Below are 20,694 nucleotides of genomic sequence, written 5' to 3' on the forward strand. Positions count from 1 at the left end.
CTATCAGGAGCCTGAATCGCAAAGGAAAATTTTCTTTTCCGGGAAAAATTTCCGGGGTTGGCGGCTTGCAAACCGGTGTCGAGTCGTGATCCGGAAAAAGTGGCGATGATTGCTTCTTTCGTGGCCGGTTTACGTCATCGCTGTTGTCAACGGATGGTTAAGCTGATAAGTTTGCTTACGACCTCTTTAGGAACACTTGATCAACAGGCTTCAATGAAAGAACCAGCAAAAGATACCGGGCTGATTGCCCGTTCCGCCGGGAAGGTGAGCGGAGCCGTGATGTGCAGCCGGATTCTCGGGCTGGTCCGTGAACAGGTCTTCGCCTTTCTCTTCGGTGCAGGCTTTGCCTATGACGCTTTTGTGGTCGCCTTCCGGATTCCCAACCTGCTGCGTGATCTTTTCGGGGAGGGCGCTCTTTCTGCGGCATTTGTCACCGTCTTTTCCGATTATGATACGAATCGGGATAAAGAGCAGACCATGCGCCTGGCCGGGAACGTGATCATTTTTTTTCTCATTCTCCTGAGCATCATTACGCTCCTCGGGATCTGGCAGGCGGAAAACATTGTCCGACTGATGGTTGAAGCGGAGTTTGAAAATGTGCCGGGAAAGGTCGAACTCACCAGACTGATGACGATGATCATGTTTCCGTTCCTGATCCTGATTTCGATGTCTTCGGTGTGCATGGGCATTTTGAACAGCCGGGGGTATTTTTTTGTGCCTTCTCTCGCTTCCAGTTTCTTCAATATGGGCTCCATTGTCGGCGGGGTCGGGTTGGCCCTCCTGATGCCTGCCATCGGTCAACCGGCCATCGTCGGCATGGCCCTGGGAACATTGATCGGCGGGGGCCTGCAGCTGGTGGGCCAATTTCCATCCCTTAGGAAAGCTGGTTTTGTGTTTCGACCCGCGCTTGATCTTTCTGATCCCGGTCTCAGGCGAATTCTCAAACTGATGGTCCCGGCGGTCGCCGGGCTTGCCGCTTTACAGTTGAATATCTTCATCAACAGCTTCTTCGCCTCGTCATTGCAGGAAGGAAGTCTCTCCTGGCTGAACTACGCCTTCCGTCTCTTCATGTTTCCTTTAGGTGTTTTCGGAGTGGCGATCTCCATTGCCGCCCACCCGGTGATGGCACGTCAGGCCGCATCGGGCAGTATGGACGCGCTGAAGGAGTCATATGTGTCCACCCTCACCATGGGCTTCAGTCTGACCATCCCGGCGGCGGCAGGGCTCATCATGCTTGCCGAACCGGTGATCCGGCTGATCTTCCAGTATGGCCGGTTCGATCCGTATTCGACAACGATGACCGGTGAGGCCCTGGCCTATTATGCCCTGGGTCTCGCGGCGTACGCCTCGGTCAAAGTAACGGCGCCGGTCTTTTACAATATCAACGAGACCAGATACCCGGTGCTCGGCAGTTTTCTGGCGGTGGGGGTCAATGTATTGGTGGTGCTCTTGGCCATCGATCATCTGCAGCACCGGGCCCTGGCCCTGTCGATCTCCTGTGCGATGACCGTGAACTTCCTTTTCCTCTTCACAATCCTGCACTGCAAGCTCAAAGGATTCTCCCTTTCCTATCTCTTCCAGGGGTTCTTCAAGGTTGTCCTGGCGACCGCGGTCATGGTTCTCTGGCTCTACGGGATGGGCGGATTTATGGCAGGCGGAGGCGTTTTCCGTAATCTGATTGAGGTTGTGGTCCAGGTCGGCAGCGGAGCCCTGGTCTATGGAGTTGCTCTTTATTTCCTGAAACTTCCGGAATTGCGGATGATGGTGGAAAGTTTCAGGAGCAGGATGCGTTAGTCCGGCGGATTCTAATCTGCAGCCAATTCCCGCAGAAGCAAGATTTGCGAAAGGATGGCGGGGACGGCCGTGTCAACCCGCAGGATTCTCGGGCCGAGAGAAAATGTTTCCAGTCCCTGCTTTCTGAACAGGTCCACCTCAAAATCAACCCAGCCGCCTTCGGGGCCGATGGCCACCAGGGCCGGAGTTTCCCGGTTTGCGAAAACCGGCCGGGGTTCCCCGCTCTCCGGATCGGGATGGGCCAGCAATCTGATCGGGTAATTCGCTGCAATCTCCGGCAGGAGGTCTTCGGCGAAGGGTTTGAATTTCCGGTGCACCTGAATGATTGGCAGCCGGGTGTCCACCGCCTGTTCCAGCCCCAGCTTCAGGCAGTCACGGAGAGATTCTTTTTCCAGCAGGGAGGCTTTGAAAAAACTCTTCTCCACCCGGCCGGCCATGATCAGGTGGATCTCGGAGACCCCGAGAGAAGTTGCCTGCGCCAGAACCCTTTTCAGCATGATCGGCCGGGGCAGGGCCAGGACGAGGCAGAGCGGCGGCGGGGCTGTCGGCATCACCCCGATTTCGAGATCAAGAGCGACTCTTTCTTGATCGATTTCCCTGACAGTTCCCGAGCCCATCGGGCCGTTGACGATCCCGACTCTTACCGTGTCGCCGGGCAGAACCCGCAGGACTTTCCTCAGATGTTTTGCCCGTCTGTCGGCCAGAACGACTGAAGTGCCGTTTATTTCATTCTGCTCAAGAAGGATCAGATTCATGCTTTATAGTTTCCGGTAAAATGTTACTATGACCAGCGAACACCGACTATAACAGAACAAACAGGCTTGACCATAGCACCATGTTGATCATTTACAACCTTTTCCTGATTGCGATACCGGTCATCTGCCTGCCATGTCTGGCAGTGCTGCTGGTCTACGTCTATCTGACTCCGAAATACAAAGGGCGTCTTATGCGGAGGCTGGGGTTCGGTCTTGCGGATAAGGTTTTAGGCCTCCCCTCCGGCACGCCCCGGATCTGGATTCACGCCCTGTCGGTAGGGGAGGTGTCTTCCGCCAGATCGTTGGTGAACGGGCTGCGGAAGAAGTATCCCGATGCGGTTCTCCTGTTCTCGGCATCCACCCGGTCCGGTGAGGAATATGCCGCTTCGGTATTTAAAGATGCCGTGGATTCTTTCATCCCTTTTCCCCTGGATCTCTTCTGGAGTACGGAGAAGTTTGTGCAGACGGTGAATCCCGATCTCTTTGTGCTGGTCGAGACCGATCTCTGGCCGAATTTTCTCGGCTCGATCCGCCGCCATAAGATCAGATCGATTCTGGTGAACGGCAGGATGAGTGAAGAGTCGTTTGCCAACTATAGGAAACTCGCATTCTTTTTCGCACCGATGCTCTCCACCTTTGATTACCTGACCCTGCAGACCGATGCGGAAAAACGGAAAATGATGGAACTGGGGGTTAGTGAGGGGAAGATCAGATCCCTCGGCAATCTGAAATATGATGGTCTCGCGGGTGGCGGCAGGACCGGGAAGGGGGCAAATGATCCGGCCGATTCCGCCGGGGGGAAAACGATCTGGGTCGCCGGTTCGACCCATACCGGTGAAGAGGAATTGCTCCTGGCCGCGTTTGCCAGGCTGCGGAAGAAGTTTCCGGACCTGTACCTGGTCATCGCGCCCCGGAATGTGGAACGCGGCAGGGAGCTGTCCGCACTTGCCGCGAAGAGCGGTTTTCAGGCGGTGCGCCGGAGCGAAGGAGGCGACCTTGCCGGTGATCTGCTGATCCTTGATACCTTGGGAGAACTTGCCGGTTTTTACGAACTCTGCACAGTCGCCTTTGTCGGCGGCAGCCTTGTTCAGGAACGGGGGCATAATCCGCTTGAACCGGCAGCACTTGGCAAACCGGTGATCTTCGGACCCCATATGGAAGATTTTCAGGAGATCGCAGCGGATCTCGTGAACTGCGGCGGGGCAAAGGTTGTGACCAGGGTTGAGGAGATTGACCACACCCTCGGTGACTGGCTCTCCGATGATCTCGCTGCCTCCGGTACCGGAATGAAATGTGCCGAGCTTGTTAAAAGCATGCAGGGAGTCACCGAAAAACATCTTGAACTTGTCGAGCAAATCCTTGCCGGGGGAAACCCCTGATGAGCGGCATCCCACGAATGGCCGCACTGTTCGGCAACCCCTTTTCCCCGATTTACAGCGCTCTCATGAAGGTCCGGGCGACGGCGTACCGGACCGGCGTGTTTTCCAGCATCAAACTTGAAGTTCCGGTTGTCAGTATCGGCAACCTGACCATGGGCGGCTCCGGCAAGACCCCGATGGTCATGGCGGTTGCAAGACTCCTGCAGCGGCAGGGGAAAAAGCCCGCGATCATCAGCCGTGGTTATGGTGGGCGGGCCCGGGGAGATGTCAATCTGGTCAGTGATGGGGCGAAAATCTTCCTGAATGCGGAAGAGGCTGGAGATGAGCCTTTGCTGCTCGCGGAATCCCTGCCGGGGATTCCGGTCGTCACCGGTTCGCAAAGAAAGCTTACCGGTCCCTACGCGGTCAAAGAGCTGGGCGCCGATCTGATCATCATGGATGACGGTTTTCAGCATCTGGCGCTCTCGCGTGACCTTGATCTGGTCCTCTTCAAGGCCCCGTTTCTTCTCGGCGACGGCAGAGTTTTCCCCGGCGGGTATCTGCGTGAGCCGATTTCCGCCCTTGCCCGGGCCCACGCCTTTGTCATTAACGGAGTCGATGAGTTGTCTGCTGACCGGGTTGAAGAGTTTGCCGGATACCTGGCCGAGATATTTCCAGGGCGACCGATCTTTAAAATCGGGTATGGTTTGGGCACCCCGGTCGATATCCATGGCAAGGCGGTGACCACCCTGCAATCTGGTGAAAAGTGTTTTGTCTTCTGCGGTCTGGCTGATCCGGAGAGTTTCCGCTTGAGCCTTAAGCGGAGCGGCTATGAGATCGCCGGATTTCAATCCTTCCCGGATCATCATGCCTACACCGCCGGTGATCTTGAAAAGCTGGCTCGGAAGGCCTGCGGTCGCACATTGCTGACCACCGAGAAAGATCTGGTGAAACTGAAGGATATCAGTGGTGACGTTGCCGTCTACGCTTTGCCGCTCGCATTGAAACTGCCTCTCGGACTGGAGCCTTTTCTTGTGTCAAATCTTCTGAAATAACCGGTTTTTTTTCGGAAAATTGATGCATTCGCAGAAAGTCCTCTACGTCCGGATCGGCCGGCGACAAATCACTGATCCGGATGGCGTTGGCCGCCCGTCTCGTGGCTTTTTACGAGACCGACAAAATTAATTTGTCATCCGGGCCTTTATCCTCTACTATCTGTGCAAATTAATCGATATGTTTTCATGCGGAGATGATTTATGAAAATTGAAGGGAAAATCTGTTTTCTGGGCGGCGGGATGATGGCCGAGGCCCTGATCAGCGGCATACTCAAGGCAGGGCTGGTAACAGCAGCGCAGATTGTCGCAGTTGATCTTGCTCCCGAAAGGCGGCAGGTGCTGGCGGATAAGTTCGGGATCGAGGTCTCCGATCAGGCCTCTGCGGTTACCGGATGCGGGATTGTCATCCTCGCGGTGAAGCCCCAGGTTGTGAACGGCCTCTTAACCGCAAATAAAGGGCTTTTCACAAGTGATCATCTGGTGATCTCCATCGCTGCCGGTGTTTCAATAGATATTCTTGAGTCCTGCCTGGAAGGTCGCAGTTGCCGGGTTGTGAGGGTGATGCCGAACACTCCCGCCCTGGTCATGGAGGGAGCCTCCGCCCTGTGCGGCGGAACCCTGGCCGGGGAGGATGACCTGCAAACCGCCCGACTTCTTTTTGACGCGGTGGGCCGGAGTGTTGTGTTGACTGAAAAGGACATGGATGCGGTGACCGGTCTTTCCGGCAGTGGTCCGGCCTACGTTTTTTCCTTTATTGAGGGACTGATCGATGCCGGGGTCAAGGTCGGTCTGGCCCGTCCGGTGGCGGTGACTCTCACCCTGCAGACCGTTCTCGGGGCCACCCGCCTGGCCATGGAAACCGGGGAGCATCCGGCCCAGTTGCGGGCCATGGTGACCTCTCCGGGCGGGACAACCATTGCCGGCCTGCGAGAGCTTGAAAAAGCCGGGCTCGGCGGCATCCTCATGGATGCGGTTGAAGCGGCCACCAACCGGTCGCGGGAACTCGGGCGTCAGGCTCAGGAAAAATGAAGATCAGAAAGGCAGGTATCATTCTCAAGCAGAATTCCAGTGAAACGAGCCGCATCGGTGCTGAGATGGCGGGCTGGTTCAGGGACAAATCCATCGAGGCGCGTATCGACCGCATCGACCAGGATATGGATATTCTGGTGATTCTGGGCGGGGATGGAACTCTTCTCCATGTTGCGGACCAGGCAAGCCGATTCAGAATTCCGGTGGTGGGGGTGAATCTGGGCAGCCTCGGTTTTCTGACCGAGGTGGAAGTCGGTAATCGCTATGAGGCCCTTGAAGAGATTCTCTCCGGATCGGCGGTCATTGAAGACCGCCTGATGCTCAAAACCAGATTGCGACGCGCCGGTGGTGATTCCGAATGGCGCTATGCCTTAAACGATATCGTGATCAGCAAGGGGAATGTGGACCGGCTGGTCAGGATGGAGGCCTGGGCCGATGAGGAGTTTATCGCCTCCTACAAGGCCGACGGGCTGATCTTTTCAACCCCGACCGGCTCCACGGCCTATAACCTTTCTGCCGGCGGACCGATTGTCCATCCGGGGATGCATTCGATTCTTCTGACCCCGATCTGTCCTTTCATGCTGGAGAGCCGCCCCGTTCTGCTGCCGCAGACCTTGTCCCTGGAGACCAGGCTTGCCGGGCCGGTAAATGATGTGAAGGTGATTGTCGACGGCGCTTCCGCCTGGGAGATGTCGGAGAACGATCATCTTGAGGTGGTGGCGGCCGAGAACCCGCTCCGGCTCGTCTGCTCACCGCACAAGGGATATTTCGAGATCCTGCGCAGCAAACTGAACTGGGGCGGGAGGACCATTCCCGACTGACAGTTACTCTCTCAACTTTCTGACTTGCCTAAGATGTTGGTTTGCTGTCATAAAATAATCCCAAGCCATGGCGGCATTCCATGATTAGAAGCCAGAAGCCAGAAGTCAGAAGCCAGGAGAAAAGCTTAAAGCTGAGTTAAGCAGCTTGTCTGCTCGTACGAAACTTATACCCGAAGGGTGAAAAAATCAGTCATTCTGGCTCCTGGCTTCTGGCTACTTGTGGAACATATGCACTAACAAATCGCCGAAACCCTTTATTTCACCCTTCGGGTACTCACTTCAGTACCCCATTGAGGGGGACAAGTCTCGAAGTCTCGCAAGCTCGCGAACGATACGAGCAGGACAGCTGCTCAACTACTCTTTATCCGCCAGTGTAGCGGCAAGCGCTTCCTTCTCTTTCTGCATCGCCTCTTTCCCGGCCTCGATGGCGGAGTTCAGGGCGTGCTTCTTTTCGTCGAGATACTCCTGACTGTCGGAAAGGATGTCGTTGCCGTGATCGATCAGTTTCTTTCCCTGTTCGATCATTTCCCGGCCTCGGGAAATGGCCGCCGCCTTCAATTCTTCCGGGATGTTCTCCCTGATGGTGTTGCCGTAATCCACAAGAAGTTCACGGGTTTCCTTGCCGGTTCTGGGGGCGAGCAGCAGGGCTGCCGCCGCGCCGAAAAGGGCGCCGGTGAGAAAGGTTGTCAAACTTCCTGATCCGCAATCATCCCTGGCCATCTTTGTTATCCTCCTTTCTGGTTTTGGGGCTGGTGAGGTTGAGAAAAGTTAAAAAGGCCCTGACTCCTGAGCTGAGTCCGCCGACCTGGGTAATGACCGGAGCAACGGTTTTTCTGAACAGGTTGCTGGTCAGCAGCAATGATTCTCCCGCGAGCCTCAAGGTTCTGATCACGAAATCGGCGTCATCAAGCTTTTTGTTGATTGACCCGGTGAGGGTGTGCAGCTCATCGGCAGTCTGGTTGAGGGTGATGAGCAGCGGGTTCAGCTGCCGGTCGAGGCTGTCCATGGTTGTCTCCGCTTTCCGGACTGTCCGTTTGAGCTGGATCAGCAGAGGGACCAGGGCGGCGGTGATCAGGACTATGGCGGCAGCGGCAATGATCAGGAAAATTTCATTCAGGGTCAAGGGGGGTTACCTCATACTGTTGATCTCATATTTCTTCATCTTGTACTGGAGCAGGCTCTTGGTGATCCCCAGACGTTCTGCGGCATGGGCCTGGATTGACCCCGCCTCGATCAGGGCGGACTCGATCAGCTTCTTTTCAATCAGGTCAAGATATTCAGGCAACCTGACTCCTGCCGGAATGGTATCGACTGAAATCTTGCTGTTGTTGCCGAAGAGATCAAGAGGCTCTGCTTCCGGCTGGACATCGACGATTTCGATACGGTCGTTCTCGCAGAGAATGGCGGCCCGCTCCATGGTGTTCTCAAGCTCCCGGACATTGCCTTCCCAGGGGAAACGGGAGAGATACCGCAAAGCCTCACTGGAGATCCCGAGTTCCGGCCTGTTCAGCCGGCGGGCAAATCTCTCGATGAAATGGTTGACCAGAAGCGGGATGTCATCCGGTCTTTCCCGAAGGGGAGGGATGTGCAGGTTCAGGACATTCAAGCGGTAATAGAGGTCTTCCCGGAAAGTCCCTTTGCCGACTTCTTCCTTGAGATCCTTGTTGGTTGCCGCGATAATCCTGACATCGACTTTCATCGGTTTGGAATTGCCGAGCCGTTCAAAGGTTCGTTCCTGGATCACCCGCAACAGCTTGGCCTGCAGATTCAGCGGCATCTCGCCGATCTCATCGAGAAAAATCGTGCCGGTGTCGGCAATTTCAAAGCGGCCTTTTCTGAGGGTGACGGCCCCGGTGAAAGCGCCTTTCTCGTGACCGAAGAGCTCGCTCTCCAGCAAATGCTCCGGCAGGCCGGCACAGTTCAGGGAGATCAGGGGAGACTCGCGCCGTGGGCTGTGAAAATGAATGGCCCGGGCCACCAGTTCCTTGCCGGTACCTGATTCTCCGGTGATGAGCACCGAAGCGGTGGTCGGCGCCACCTTTTCGATCAGGCTGTAGATGTGCTGCATCTTGCTTGTCCTGCCGACCATATTGGCAAAACTGTTTCGGCCGGACATTTCACTGCGCAGACGCAGATTTTCCCGGACCACCGCATAATGCTCAATGGCTTTGCTGACACTGACCAGGAGCTCGTCGTTGTTGAAAGGTTTGGTGAGATAGTTGAAGGCCCCGGCCTGCATGGCCGCAACCGCTTTCTCGACTTCTCCGAAGGCGGTGATCATAATCACCGGCAGATCATGGTTGAAGATTTTAACCTCGGCCAGAAGTTCCATGCCGCCCATGCCCGGCATCCGCATGTCGGTGATGATCAGGTCAAGGTCTGTTTCCCTGATCACATCCATGGCGGTTTCGCCGGAGTCGGCGGTAAAGACCTCGTATCCCTCATCTGACAGAAGTTCCGAGAGGATCAGTCGAAAATTCGGTTCGTCGTCAACGACCAATACGGTCTTCATCAATAAAGCCTCATCCGGGTCAGGGGGGAATGGATCAACAAATTCCCGAAGAATTTCAAATGGGTAAATGACAATGGAACAGGATCAACCTGTAACTGCCTGATAACGGATAACCAGCCTGCTATATTATACTTCAGAAGATGAATATGCCAGAATTTTCCCGATGCGAGATGAAAGGTGCGGTCGGTGAAGAGGCCCATTGCGTGAAAATTGTGTGAAGGAGGAGGGGGCATTCGGGAATGTTTTTACTGCATGGGCAGATGGACCTGAAAGGTTGTCCCGCCTCCTGGATTATTATGGACTGAAATATTGCCCTGGTGTGATCTGATGATCCTCATGCAGGTGTACAGACCAAGTCCGGTGCCGGTGGGCGTGTTCGCATCGACCGGATCATTTCCCGCTTTGGCCTTGGTGGTGAATAGAGGGTCGAACACATGGTCGATGTTTTCGACCGGAATGCCCGGGCCATTGTCACTGAGGGCCAGATAGACGTTGTTTCCCCTGCTGGAGGTTTCTATTGATATGGCAGGCGCGGGATGGTTGTGCAGCGCGTCGATGGCGTTGCTGATCAGGTTGCTCACGACCTGGGCAAGTTCGGAGGGAATTGCTTTGACGGTTAAAGGTTTGTCGGCAAGCCTGATGTTTTTTTTGAACTTGTTTTTGAATGTGAGATCTGCGTTCAGGAATCTGAGCTCATCCTCGACTATTTTGTTGAGGTCGGTCATGACGAAGGAGCCTGAATTTTCCGCCCGGCTCCTTGACATCATGCTGTTGATCATCCCGGTCAGGCGTGCGGCGCCGCTATCAATCATTTCCATAGACTGACCGATGGTCTGGCAGAATGAAATTGCCTGGTCGTCTGTTTCGGCAAAATCCGCCGTTTTCAGGGAGAACCTGGCGATCTGGAGTCCGGCGCTTATTGCGGTGAGCGGGCCCTTCAGATTGTGAATGATCCCCTGAATCAGCTGCCCGAATGCGGCCTGCCGTTCAGCTTTGATCAGTTCGTGGGCCTCTTCCTCGACGATCTTCTCCAGATCGGATGAGTAGCGCTTGAGCTTGTCTCCGGCTTTTTTCAGACGAAGATGGTTTTTGACCCTCACCCTGACTTCACTGTCATTAAATGGTTTGGTCAGGTAATCGTTTGCACCTGCTTCAAATGCTTCAACCAGATCTTTTGTCTGGGTCAGGGCAGTGATAAATATGATTGGAATTTCCTGAAAATCCTGGTTGTCCCTGATCATCCGGCATACTTCAAAGCCATTGATCCCAGGCATCATGACATCCAGGAGCACCAGATCAGGGCGGATGTTGTCTATTTCGCTGATCGCTTTGGCGCCGCTATCGATTTCACTGATCTGATACCCTTCGTTTTCAAGGATCGAGGAGAGAATCAACCTGATTGAGGGTTCATCGTCGACGATTAATACCCTGCATCCGGAAGTTTCGAGTTTCATCAGTGGTCTGGATCGATCTCGGGCCGCTTCCGCCATGGTCATCTGGGATCTTGAAATATGCTCTGAAGCGCTGCAAGCAGGTGGTCAGCGCCTGACTTTAGACTTTAGTCTATGATGAGTTGAAAAGGCGGGTCAAGCATTTAATTCTTTTTCGTGTCCCGGAGGAGGAGATCCGGAGAAAGGGAGAATGAAAGGAAGGTCAGGGGTGGTTGATTCTTTCTTTCAGGTTTTCGTAGATTTTGTAGGGTACCGGCGGCATGACCGGGGCTCCACCGAGACTGATCGCTTTGATGGCGCCGTGGAAGTCGCTGCCGCCGGTATAGAGGAGACCGAATTTATCGGCAATCTCGATGAGTTCCTTGCAGGTCTGGCTGCTGTGACCGGGATAGATGGCTTCCAATCCGGCAAGACCTGCCTTGGTGAGGTTCCGGACAATTTCCGAGATAGTTGAAATGCTTTTGTCAATGGTGGTCGGATGGGCAAGAACCGCGACACCTCCGGCATCGGTGATGACTCTGATGGAGTCCTCGGCCGGAAACCTTTTGGCGGCTACAAATGCCTTGGCCCCTCTTTTCAGGTATCGCCTGAAGGCATCATCGACTGAAGAGACCAGCCCGTATTTCATCAGCAGCCGGGCAATGTGCGGGCGACCGGTGAGCCCGTGACTGGAATTTTCAAGTTCTTCCATGTTCAGATTGATTTTGAGCTCGGCAAGTTTTTCGAGAATGCGGCCGTTTCTGACCTTGCGGGCGTGCTGCAGTTGGGAGAGCAGTTCCTGAAGAGCCGGGTGGTTCTGGTCCAGGCCGTAACCGATGATGTGGACGGGCTCGGATTTGTAATTGGCGCTGATCTCGACTCCCTGCATGACTTCAACGCCGAATTCCTTGCCGGCCGCCACCGCTTCATCAACACCTGACATGGTGTCGTGATCGGTCAGGGCAATCGCCGCAAGCCCGCAGGCCATGGCTTCCCTGACAAGGTTAGCAGGAGAGAGCGAGCCGTCGGAACAATTGGAATGGGTGTGCAGATCTACATAATTCATGACGGTTGTTTCGATTAGTTGCGGTCGATGGTGCGCAGAATTGTCTGGTGAGAAAGATACTCAATATGGCAGACTATGATGTCCTTTGTTACTTTTAACAACGATTCTTTTATTTTTCACAGAATTTAATTATGATGTGCTGTCTCTAATTTTTCCACCGGCCGCTATCTTTGCGGTGTGAGTTTTACAGAAAGGTGTATATTCCGTCTGCAGAGCGGCAGATATTTAATCCAGCTGGCTGGTTTTCACGGGAGGAATCCAAATGGCCCAGATTGATGCTTTCTTCAAACTGATGAATGAACAGGGTGCATCCGACCTTCACATGGTGTCCGGCCAGCAGCCCCTCCTGCGAATCAGGGGCGACATGGAGCGGATCAAGTACAATGTTCTGGAGAATGATAAGCTGAAATCGATGCTCTATGAGATCATCTCCGAGGACAAGATCAAGCATTTCGAGGAGACCGGTGATATCGATTTCGGTTACGAGATTCCGGGTCTGGCCCGGTACCGCGGCAATCTTTTCCAGCAGAAGTTCGGGGTTGGCGCCGTTTTTCGCGAAATTCCGAGCACCATTATGACCTGCCAGCAGCTCAATCTGCCCAAGGTTGTCTCCAAGCTGGCGACGCTGCCCAAGGGTCTGGTGTTGGTGACCGGCCCGACCGGCAGTGGAAAATCAACAACCCTGGCCGCGATTGTCGATGAATCAAACCGGTTGCGCAAGGACCACATCATCACCGTCGAAGACCCGATAGAATTTGTCCATGAGAGTCAGAACTGTGTGGTGAACCACCGGGAAGTCGGCACCCATACCAAATCGTTTTCGGCCGCTCTTCGCGGCGCACTGCGTGAAGATCCGGACATCATCATGGTCGGCGAGATGCGTGACCTCGAGACGATCTCCCTGGCCATGGAGGCGGCGATGACCGGCCATCTGGTTTTTGCCACCCTCCATACCCTGAACGCCTCCAAAACCGTTGACCGGATCATCGAGATTTTTCCCGCCAACCAGCAGTCCCAGGTCCGTTCGACCCTTGCCGATGCGCTCAGGGCGGTTATTTCACAGACCCTTTTCAAGAGAATCGATATCAAGAGCCGGGTCCCGGCCCTGGAGATTCTCGTCTGCACTCCCGCGGTCCGGAACCTGATCCGGGAGGGAAAGACCTATCAGCTCCCTTCGGTCATGCAGACCGGTAAGAAATACGGGATGTCGACCATGGACGATTCGATTATGGAAATGCTGCAGAAGCGGTGGATCTCGGCCGAGGATGCCTACACCAACAGCATTGACAAGTCGAAATTCGTCTCCTTCCTGCGTAAGCCCCCGGCGGATTTTACCGAGGTGTAAGGGCTTGAGTTCGGCAGGTTTCAGCGGTCGGCCCCTTTGGCTGAAACCGGGGTGCATTCGAGTTTTTCCCGACCGATGGTGCAGGTAATCGTTCCCTGGTCGCGAACGTTGAAAATTTCTGTACCATAGAGTTGCAGGGCTTCTTCCGTCTCGAATGAATCGTCATTGGAGCTGCCCCCTCCCGAGACGATCGTAAATTCCGGCTGCAGCATTTCGGCGAGTTCCCGGGTGGCGGAGCTTTCGCTTCCATGATGAGGGGCGAGCAGCAGGTCAACCCCCGCCGGTTCATCCGCCAGGTACTGTCTGCCGTCACCTTCCATGAGATCACCCGGCAGGATTACACTTCTCCCGGACCCAGTAATCTTCAGCACCAGACTCCGACTGTTCTCTGAAACATCTTCCGGTTGCCGGCGGTGAAGGTTTTTCAGGCAGAACACTCTGTTTCCGAGGCTTTCTTCGATCAGTTCGCCATCCACCGGAATTTTCACCGTCACCCCATGCTTTCTTGCAAGCGCAAGAATCCGGCCATATCTCGGGTCATTGCTCTCACTGCCGTTCACCCAGAGGGTTTCCGGTTTGAAATAACTGACAATATGGTCGAGACCGTTGAAATGATCGCTGTGGGCGTGGGTAATGACTATTGCGTCCAGTTTCCTGATCTTCTGATGCCAGAGAAACGGTGCGATAACTCTCTCGCCGACATTGAAATCATCGGTCCCTGAAGTGCCGCCGTCGATCAGAATATTGATGGCGCCGGGCAGCTGGACAAGGGTGGCATTGCCTTTCCCCACATCGAGAAAGGAGATGCTCGGGAAATTATTCAGTGGGGCAAGTTTACTGGTGAGCAGCGGCTGCAGGAGCAAGGCGAACAGAAGTATGACCGGGAGAATAAAGGTTTTTGGAGAGCGATTGACCCTGAGCATGGAGAACAGAAAAAAGTAGTAACCAATGATCTGGATGATCGCAGGAGGTGCAAGTTTGATCGAGGCGTAAGGGATGGCAGCGCCGAGTTGGGATACTTGGGCTGAAAATACGAGGCCGATGGCGCCGCAGTTGAGGAGTAAAGTTGCGAAAGCGGGAAATATCTGGTGCGTCAGAGATGCGAGCAGCCCCAAAGGCAGAGATATAAAGCAGATAGCCGGTGCGGCAAGCAGGGTGGTGATCGGACCTGCAAATGAGACCTGCTGAAAATAGTAGAGAGTCAGTGGGGCGGTCACCACGATGGCGGCTGCGGAGATGAAGATCGATGACTTTGTCCAATGCAGAATGGAGTGAATTTTGTTCCCCTGGTCGGCAGTCGCCGGAATCAGGGGGAAGCGGTTGATCAGGATGACAATGCCGGCAACTGCTGTAAACGAAAGTTGGAAAGATACGGAGAAAAGAGCGGTCGGGTCGAGAGTGAGGATTGCAAGCGAAGCAAAGCAGATGCTGTTGAAAATTGAGTTCTTGCGGTCGGTGACAACCGCAGCGATGAGAATTGCCGTCATGATGAAGGCTCTCACCGATGGCGGATTAGCCCCGGACAGGGCCGTATAGTATAGCAGTGGGAAGATCGATAGTCCTGCGGCTATTTTCCATATCGGATAACGGAGCATCAGCCCGGTAGAACTTTTCAGGAGCAGACTGATCAGGAAGGTGCTGGCGAGAAACAGGAGGACCATGTGCATCCCTGATATGGCCAGCAGATGAAAGGTGCCGGCCTTCCTGAAGTTCTGAAGGATGTCGGTGGACAACCAGTCCCTTTGTCCGGTGAGGATTGCGGCATAGAGCCCCTTGGCGGTGTCGTTCAACTCCGAGCTTTGGATAAACCGGATGATCCTGTTTCTGTTCTGCTGAAAAAAGATGGCTGATGAGTCAAGGAGAGTGTCAGGTGGTGATTCTCCGAGGGTGAGAGCGATGGCTGCCGGGGATCTGACCCGGCCGATAACATGGATATTCCTGTCGGCCAGGAATTGACGGTAATCGAATGCCCCGGGTGTGCCGTTCCTGCGGACTCTGGAAATATCGGCCCTGATGAGGACTTTTTTCCCCGGGGTGAATTCCGGTGGTATCGGGAAATCCATGTTCAGGAGGACCAGACCACTGGTCCCTGCCGGAGAATTTCTTTCAAGGAGAACTTCTTCGGCGCTGAGCAGAAGCCTGCTTTTGTCCCTTGCAACAGCCGTGACTGAACGGATCGTCCCGGCGAGAGTCACATCGGCTGGTCTGGAAATCAGATGGTAGAGGTGAGATGGTGATGCAGGCTCACTGACCTTGTTGATGTGGACGATTCCGGCGACAAAAAAAAGAACGATGACAATCACGGAAGGGGCGGCTTTACGGGCGCGGAGGAATGAAAACAGGAGGACGGCGGAAAGGAGGACGATGAACGCTGAAAAATATAGGGCGTATCCGGCAGGGGGTCCCTCCAGTCGGCCGTAAACAATACCGGCCATTAAAGCTATGGCCGGTAACAGAAGGGGGCTGGTGGAGAAGAGAGGCGGGTCAGTCAAGGAAGTTCTTGAGTTTTTCCCGGCGGCTGGAATGACGGAGACGATTCAGGGCCTTTTTCTCTATCTGGCGAATTCTTTCGCGGGAGACATTGAACCGCTTGCCGATTTCTTCAAGGGTGTACTCGGCGGTTTCGCCGATCCCGAAGCGAAGCCTGATAATCTTTTCTTCGCGGGGGCTCAAGGTGGCGAGAATTCCGGTCACCCGTTCGGCCAGTTCCTGGTTCTTCACGGATTCATAGGGTGATATCGATTCCTGGTTCTCCAGGAAGTCCCCAAGGGTGCTGTCGTCATCGCCGACAGGGGTTTCCAGGGAGATGGGCTCTCGCGATGCCTCGAGGATAGCGAGAATCTTGTCCATCGGCAGACCGGTTTTTTCGGAAATTTCGACAGGTGTCGGTTCCCGGCCAAGCTCCTTGAGGAGTGAATAAAAAGCCTTGAAAAACTGGCTGCGAAGCTCCAGGAAATGAACAGGAAGTCTGATCGTCCTGGTTTTGTCGAGAATGGCCCTGGTGATGGCCTGCCGGATCCACCAGCTGGCATAGGTGCTGAACTTGTTGCCCTTTGTATAATCAAAACGGAAGACAGCCCGCATCAGGCCGAGATTGCCTTCCTGGATGAGATCGGCAAGAGTCAGCCCCTGGTGCATGTATCTTTTGGCGATGCTCACGACAAGCCTGAGATTGGCCTTGATCATTGCATCTTTGGCCTGTTCGATGGACCGGGTATACATCGCGATCTTGTACTTCACTTCGCGCAGTTCTTTGTTGTTCGAGTAGAGCTCGCAGCAGGCATCAACCGCCTTGGTCATGAAGTTCAGGTGCTGTTTTTTCGGCTTCAGCGTAGGGTCGCGCTTTTCCCAGAGTGCAATGCGCTCGACCAGGGCTTTGATTTCGTTCGTTTGCGTGGACTCGGTCCGGATCGCGAGGATGATCGCGTCAAAACCCTGGCGGATGGCCTTGCTGTATTTTTCTTCCTCGGCGGGGGTTAGGAGTTCAAACTGCCCCATTTCCCGAAGGTAGGTGGTAGTGGTTTCTTCGATTTCCTGGCTGTCTTCGCCCTTATTGATGGAAATGGGCTCAAGCATCTCCTCCCCGGGGATCGGTTCATCCGTTTCGAGGACTTCTGCATCCGGAATTTCCAGGTCGGGGGAGTCAGTCTCGGAATCATCGTTGCTCTGGGTATGGATCTCGCGGCGGTGCTTGTCGAGCTCTTTCTGGCTGATGACCTTGATGCCGTTTTCTGCAAGGTATTGGAAGATGGAGTCGATGAACTCGGGGCCTTTTTCTTCCGGGATCAGATCATTGAGCAGTGTGATGGAAATAAATCCTTCACTCTTGCCGATCTTCAGCAGTTTTTTCTTGATTTCGACAGGCACAGGCAGGTTGCTCCCTGGATTTGTATATTTGGATATGGTGATTTGATTTGAACTCCACACTATATAAACTATTTAAATCGAAAGCAAGTCGATTATCTGTCTTTTGCCGAGATATTGAAACTTTGTCATCCTCGCAAAAAATCCACGCCACAGAAGGGCTCTGCCATCCAGTTCACGGATGTCTTTTGAGCGGATTGGTTCAGGAGAGGGGAAAAAACTCGCCGCGCATACATTCCGGCTTGGAGCACGGAATTGCATGCGGATCGGCTGTTGGTGAAAAGTGTTCATGATAAATTTTATCACAACTCCTGGCGGGGCAATAATATTTTTTGTTCAGCCCTCAACATTGTATGATACGTTTTACAATGCGAAACTGAAATTGGTCGATCCTGTGCAATCAGGCAAATCGGAATGCTTTGTATTCACCCTTCGGGTATAAGTTTCGTACGAGCAGACAAGCTGCTCAACTCAGCTATATCTCTATCGGGAGCATAAAAATGAACTTTGCGAGAGGCAGTGGGGTTCTTCTGCATATATCCTCTTTACCCGGCCGGTTCGGAATCGGCGATCTTGGACGTGGTGCATACGAATTTATAGACTTTCTCGCCGATTCCAGGCAGAAATACTGGCAGTTTCTACCCATCGGCCCAACCTGCGCAATATCGGCCAACTCTCCGTACATGTCGTTTTCCGCCTTTGCCGGAAATCCGCTCTTGATTGACCCGGAAGAGCTGCTGGCTGAGGGTCTGCTGATGCGGGAGGATTTTACCTATGTTCCTGATTTCTCAGAATATCTGGTTGATTTTGACCGGGTGGCTCTCTGCAAAGCGGAAATGCTCGGCAAGGCATGGCGCTCTTTTTGCGAGTCAGCTGACCAGGACCATGGGTACCGGGAGTTCTGTGAAAAAGCTTTCTGGCTCAATGATTATGCCCTCTTCATGGCGATCAAGGAGAAATATCAGTCCGGTCCTTGGTATGGATGGCCTGCCGAAATTGCGGGTCGGAATGAGGCGGCGCTCAAAGAGGAAGCCGGAAAATTGTCGGGCCGGATCGGATATCACCGTTTCGTCCAGTACTGTTTCCATCGCCAGTGGCAGAAGATGAAAGCCTATGCCTCCTCGAAAGGTGTCTCGCTGGTCGGTGATATGCCGATCTATGTGGCCCATGACAGTGTGGATGTCTGGGCAAATCCGGACTGCTTTCTGCTGGACAGGAAAACCCTCGCCCTCACCCATGTTGCCGGGGTCCCTCCGGATTATTTCAGCGACACCGGCCAGCGTTGGGGCAACCCATTGTACCGCTGGCAGGAGAAAAGGGGCGTCGTGAATCACCCGCTCTACGAGTGGTGGGTAAAAAGGTTTCAGGCAATGTTCACGATTTCCGACATCTGCCGGATCGATCATTTTCGGGGATTTGAATCCTGCTGGCAGATCGCCGCCTCCGAGAAGACGGCGGTCAACGGTCGCTGGTTGAAAGGGCCGGGGCTTGATTTTTTTAAAGCGATGCAGCATGAGCTTGGGGACTTGCCGATCATTGCCGAGGACCTGGGAATCATTACGCCGGAGGTGATTGAACTGCGGGAAAAGCTGCAGTTCCCGGGGATGAAGATCCTCCAGTTTGCCTTTGACAGTGATGCCGGGAATCTTTATCTGCCCCATAATTTTTCCGACGCCAATTGTGTTGTTTTCACCGGCACGCATGATAACGACACGACCCTGGGCTGGTTCCTGAGTGATAAACTGTCGGAACCCGTCCGACATAAAATCCTTAAATATGCCAACAGTAACGGTTCCGGCATCCACCGGGACATGATCCGTCTGGCCATGTCGTCGGTGGCGAATATCTCCATCTACCCGATGCAGGACTTGCTCGGATTCGGCACAGACTGTAGGATGAATACCCCGGGAACCGTTGCCGGCAACTGGCGATGGCGCTGCGCGTCACGTTTTATAACTGACGAACTCGCCCAATGGCTCCGCCGGGAAACCGAGTTTTACAACCGGGCCTAGCGGAGAACAAAAAAAAGACAATATATATCGATTCGTCTGAATGTTGTGTTCAGGCCTCTTTTTGCGGAATAACAATCTGGTGACCCATGGATAAGATACCTGTTTTTCTCGGCAGTCCCCGCCGGAAGGGGAATTCGGAAGCGCTGGCCGACGCTGTGATTCGGGGAATCGAAGAAGCGGGCGGAAAAGCTGAAGTCGTGCGTCTGGTCGATTACAAGATCGCACCCTGTATCGGCTGCGGCGGTTGTGACAAGACCGGTAAATGCGTGATAATCGACGATATGCAGCAGATGTGTGAAAAGATCATCAACGCAAGGCGCCTGATCATTGTCTCCCCCATTTACTTCTACTCGGTCACCGCCCAGACCAAGGCCTTTATTGATCGGTGCCAGGCTTTATGGAACAGGAAGCGGTTGCTCAAAAAGAAAGGGGAGTGGCAGGAAGATCCGGACCGCAAGGGGTATCTCGTTTCTGTCGCCGCCACCAGGGGGGAAAAGGTCTTCGATGGCGCGGTCCTTACCATGATCTACACCTGCGATGCCATGGGAATCGGGTATGGCGGGGGGCTTTTGGTCCGGGGTGTGGACAGCCGGGGCGAGATGAAAAAAGACTCGGCGAATCTTGAAAAGGGTATCGCCTTCGGCCGGGATTGTCTGAAATAAACCGATGATATTAGGTTGACAAAAGGCGGTTATTTATTTAAAAACCATTTCTTCATTATCTGGCCCCTTCGTCTAGCGGTTCAGGACATTGGCCTCTCACGCCGAAGATCACGGGTTCGAATCCCGTAGGGGTCACCAGAGAATATCTAATCATTTCAAATGGTTAGTTGAAAATTTTGGACAAATTTCGCGCATTGTGACTAACATTGTGCCTAATTTGTCCATTTTTTTTGCCTCAACTCTTCCAAAACTGGTTCCCAAAACTCAAACCGTCTTCCTTTGTGAGGTTCGGAATATAGCGGCTGTAAGTCCGGTAGACCATCGATGTGTCTACGTGTCCTAGAACTCTTGCCACCCATTCCGGTGATTCACCCAGAGTCATCGCCCAAGATGCAAAAGTATGTCTGGTTTCATACATACGTCTTGAGGGAAGCCCACTTTTTTCCAATGCCAGCTTCCAGACCAGACTTAAATTTGTCTGGTTGATCACATTGCCGTCCATATTCAAAAATACATATTCGCTTTTCTGACCCTTCGTGACCTTCTTCTGGTCTTCAAGGATCTTTACGAGATCAGGACGCAAGGGGATCATTCTCCGACTTGCTTCGGTCTTTAACTCTGTCTTTTCTTCATTTCCAACCCGGCTTAACTCAATGTGAATGTATTCGTCATCAATTGCGATCCATTTAAGTGCGACCTGCTCAGATGGTCTTAACCCTGTACGAACAGCAAATTGAAAATATGGCCTGTACCATTCAGGGATATGTTCAATAAGCCGATCCCATTCAGCAAAGTTAAAGGGACGTACTCTGAATTTTTGCTTTCGGGGCAGTTTGAGTCTGGCAAGTGGATCGAGCCTGTAAAAAATTTTGTGTAAATGGCCTCTGCCGGTTACAAAAAGTAACCAAAGGAGGAACCAATGACCATACCCAACGACCTGCTCGATGCCCTGATGAAGGATTACAAGAATCCAGAAGATCTCATCGGAGAA

The 20,694-nt window shown here is 53.6% G+C and carries 17 protein-coding genes and 1 tRNA gene; 9 read left to right on the forward strand and 9 right to left on the reverse strand.

Annotated elements, in window-relative coordinates:
- Nucleotides 1-213: 213 nt before the first annotated feature.
- Nucleotides 214-1,794: a murein biosynthesis integral membrane protein MurJ gene (gene murJ, locus KKG35_10300; protein MBU1738519.1), complete on the forward strand. Its 1,581-nt coding sequence runs from the start codon at nucleotides 214-216 to the stop codon at nucleotides 1,792-1,794.
- An 11-nt stretch (nucleotides 1,795-1,805) separates the two neighbouring features.
- Here the strand turns inward: murJ and KKG35_10305 are convergent, their stop codons facing one another.
- The gene (locus tag KKG35_10305) at nucleotides 1,806-2,549 is read right to left on the reverse strand and encodes a 16S rRNA (uracil(1498)-N(3))-methyltransferase (GenBank protein MBU1738520.1); all 744 of its coding nucleotides are present in this window, start codon (nucleotides 2,547-2,549) and stop codon (nucleotides 1,806-1,808) included.
- An 80-nt stretch (nucleotides 2,550-2,629) separates the two neighbouring features.
- Here KKG35_10305 and KKG35_10310 point away from each other — a divergent pair, with 80 nt between their 5' ends.
- The 4 genes from KKG35_10310 to KKG35_10325 all read left to right on the forward strand — a co-directional run bounded on the left by KKG35_10310 (nucleotide 2,630) and on the right by KKG35_10325 (nucleotide 6,812).
- Nucleotides 2,630-3,928, forward strand: coding sequence for a 3-deoxy-D-manno-octulosonic acid transferase (locus tag KKG35_10310; protein MBU1738521.1), 1,299 nt, complete (start codon nucleotides 2,630-2,632; stop codon nucleotides 3,926-3,928).
- Complete coding sequence (gene lpxK / locus KKG35_10315; GenBank protein MBU1738522.1) at nucleotides 3,928-4,962, forward strand: tetraacyldisaccharide 4'-kinase; 1,035 nt, start codon at nucleotides 3,928-3,930, stop codon at nucleotides 4,960-4,962. The genes KKG35_10310 and lpxK overlap by 1 nt, the downstream gene beginning before the upstream one ends.
- Before the next feature lie 201 nt (nucleotides 4,963-5,163).
- Entirely contained in the window at nucleotides 5,164-5,991 is an 828-nt protein-coding gene (locus tag KKG35_10320; GenBank protein MBU1738523.1) for a pyrroline-5-carboxylate reductase, read from the forward strand.
- Complete coding sequence (locus KKG35_10325; protein MBU1738524.1) at nucleotides 5,988-6,812, forward strand: NAD(+)/NADH kinase; 825 nt, start codon at nucleotides 5,988-5,990, stop codon at nucleotides 6,810-6,812. The genes KKG35_10320 and KKG35_10325 overlap by 4 nt, the downstream gene beginning before the upstream one ends.
- Before the next feature lie 354 nt (nucleotides 6,813-7,166).
- Here KKG35_10325 and KKG35_10330 read toward each other — a convergent pair whose 3' ends face one another.
- From KKG35_10330 to KKG35_10350, 5 genes are all read right to left on the reverse strand, one after another.
- Entirely contained in the window at nucleotides 7,167-7,532 is a 366-nt protein-coding gene (locus tag KKG35_10330; GenBank protein MBU1738525.1) for a YtxH domain-containing protein, read from the reverse strand.
- Nucleotides 7,519-7,935, reverse strand: coding sequence for a DUF948 domain-containing protein (locus KKG35_10335; GenBank protein MBU1738526.1), 417 nt, complete (start codon nucleotides 7,933-7,935; stop codon nucleotides 7,519-7,521). The genes KKG35_10330 and KKG35_10335 overlap by 14 nt, the downstream gene beginning before the upstream one ends.
- A 6-nt stretch (nucleotides 7,936-7,941) precedes the next feature.
- Nucleotides 7,942-9,324, reverse strand: coding sequence for a sigma-54 dependent transcriptional regulator (locus KKG35_10340; protein MBU1738527.1), 1,383 nt, complete (start codon nucleotides 9,322-9,324; stop codon nucleotides 7,942-7,944).
- 245 nt (nucleotides 9,325-9,569) lie between these two features.
- Nucleotides 9,570-10,820 (reverse strand): response regulator, encoded by a 1,251-nt coding sequence (locus KKG35_10345; GenBank protein ID MBU1738528.1) that lies wholly within the window; start codon nucleotides 10,818-10,820, stop codon nucleotides 9,570-9,572.
- A 157-nt stretch (nucleotides 10,821-10,977) separates the two neighbouring features.
- Nucleotides 10,978-11,820 (reverse strand): PHP domain-containing protein, encoded by an 843-nt coding sequence (locus KKG35_10350; GenBank protein MBU1738529.1) that lies wholly within the window; start codon nucleotides 11,818-11,820, stop codon nucleotides 10,978-10,980.
- A 262-nt stretch (nucleotides 11,821-12,082) separates the two neighbouring features.
- Between KKG35_10350 and KKG35_10355 the strand changes: the two genes are divergently transcribed.
- Nucleotides 12,083-13,165, forward strand: coding sequence for a type IV pilus twitching motility protein PilT (locus KKG35_10355; protein ID MBU1738530.1), 1,083 nt, complete (start codon nucleotides 12,083-12,085; stop codon nucleotides 13,163-13,165).
- A gap of 20 nt (nucleotides 13,166-13,185) precedes the next feature.
- Here the strand turns inward: KKG35_10355 and KKG35_10360 are convergent, their stop codons facing one another.
- Together KKG35_10360 and KKG35_10365 are read right to left on the reverse strand one after the other, a co-directional pair.
- Nucleotides 13,186-15,657, reverse strand: coding sequence for a DNA internalization-related competence protein ComEC/Rec2 (locus KKG35_10360; GenBank protein MBU1738531.1), 2,472 nt, complete (start codon nucleotides 15,655-15,657; stop codon nucleotides 13,186-13,188).
- The gene (locus KKG35_10365) at nucleotides 15,650-17,032 is read right to left on the reverse strand and encodes a sigma-70 family RNA polymerase sigma factor (GenBank protein MBU1738532.1); all 1,383 of its coding nucleotides are present in this window, start codon (nucleotides 17,030-17,032) and stop codon (nucleotides 15,650-15,652) included. Before KKG35_10365 ends, KKG35_10360 begins: the two co-directional genes overlap by 8 nt.
- Before the next feature lie 497 nt (nucleotides 17,033-17,529).
- Between KKG35_10365 and malQ the strand changes: the two genes are divergently transcribed.
- The 3 genes from malQ to KKG35_10380 all read left to right on the forward strand — a co-directional run bounded on the left by malQ (nucleotide 17,530) and on the right by KKG35_10380 (nucleotide 19,841).
- Entirely contained in the window at nucleotides 17,530-19,041 is a 1,512-nt protein-coding gene (gene malQ / locus KKG35_10370) for a 4-alpha-glucanotransferase (protein MBU1738533.1), read from the forward strand.
- 86 nt (nucleotides 19,042-19,127) lie between these two features.
- On the forward strand, nucleotides 19,128-19,703 hold the full coding sequence (locus KKG35_10375) for a flavodoxin family protein (GenBank protein ID MBU1738534.1): 576 nt from the start codon (nucleotides 19,128-19,130) through the stop codon (nucleotides 19,701-19,703).
- 61 nt (nucleotides 19,704-19,764) lie between these two features.
- Nucleotides 19,765-19,841, forward strand: a tRNA-Glu gene (locus KKG35_10380).
- A 97-nt stretch (nucleotides 19,842-19,938) separates the two neighbouring features.
- On the opposite strand, the gene KKG35_10385 is transcribed toward KKG35_10380, so the two are convergent.
- The coding region (locus KKG35_10385) for a site-specific integrase (GenBank protein MBU1738535.1) at nucleotides 19,939-20,694 on the reverse strand (756 nt) is incomplete at its 5' end.

Source organism: Pseudomonadota bacterium (assembly GCA_018823285.1).
GTDB lineage: Bacteria > Desulfobacterota > Desulfobulbia > Desulfobulbales > JAGXFP01 > JAHJIQ01.

What these genes read in the sequence shown, in the direction of transcription:
- murJ (MBU1738519.1), top strand. Translation starts at nt 214, where the DNA reads ATGAAAGAACCAGCAAAAGATACCGGGCTGATTGCCCGTTCCGCCGGG.
- KKG35_10305 (MBU1738520.1), bottom strand. Translation starts at nt 2,549, where the DNA reads ATGAATCTGATCCTTCTTGAGCAGAATGAAATAAACGGCACTTCAGTC.
- KKG35_10310 (MBU1738521.1), top strand. Translation starts at nt 2,630, where the DNA reads ATGTTGATCATTTACAACCTTTTCCTGATTGCGATACCGGTCATCTGC.
- lpxK (MBU1738522.1), top strand. Translation starts at nt 3,928, where the DNA reads ATGAGCGGCATCCCACGAATGGCCGCACTGTTCGGCAACCCCTTTTCC.
- KKG35_10320 (MBU1738523.1), top strand. Translation starts at nt 5,164, where the DNA reads ATGAAAATTGAAGGGAAAATCTGTTTTCTGGGCGGCGGGATGATGGCC.
- KKG35_10325 (MBU1738524.1), top strand. Translation starts at nt 5,988, where the DNA reads ATGAAGATCAGAAAGGCAGGTATCATTCTCAAGCAGAATTCCAGTGAA.
- KKG35_10330 (MBU1738525.1), bottom strand. Translation starts at nt 7,532, where the DNA reads ATGGCCAGGGATGATTGCGGATCAGGAAGTTTGACAACCTTTCTCACC.
- KKG35_10340 (MBU1738527.1), bottom strand. Translation starts at nt 9,324, where the DNA reads ATGAAGACCGTATTGGTCGTTGACGACGAACCGAATTTTCGACTGATC.
- KKG35_10345 (MBU1738528.1), bottom strand. Translation starts at nt 10,820, where the DNA reads ATGACCATGGCGGAAGCGGCCCGAGATCGATCCAGACCACTGATGAAA.
- KKG35_10350 (MBU1738529.1), bottom strand. Translation starts at nt 11,820, where the DNA reads ATGAATTATGTAGATCTGCACACCCATTCCAATTGTTCCGACGGCTCG.
- KKG35_10355 (MBU1738530.1), top strand. Translation starts at nt 12,083, where the DNA reads ATGGCCCAGATTGATGCTTTCTTCAAACTGATGAATGAACAGGGTGCA.
- malQ (MBU1738533.1), top strand. Translation starts at nt 17,530, where the DNA reads ATGAACTTTGCGAGAGGCAGTGGGGTTCTTCTGCATATATCCTCTTTA.
- KKG35_10375 (MBU1738534.1), top strand. Translation starts at nt 19,128, where the DNA reads ATGGATAAGATACCTGTTTTTCTCGGCAGTCCCCGCCGGAAGGGGAAT.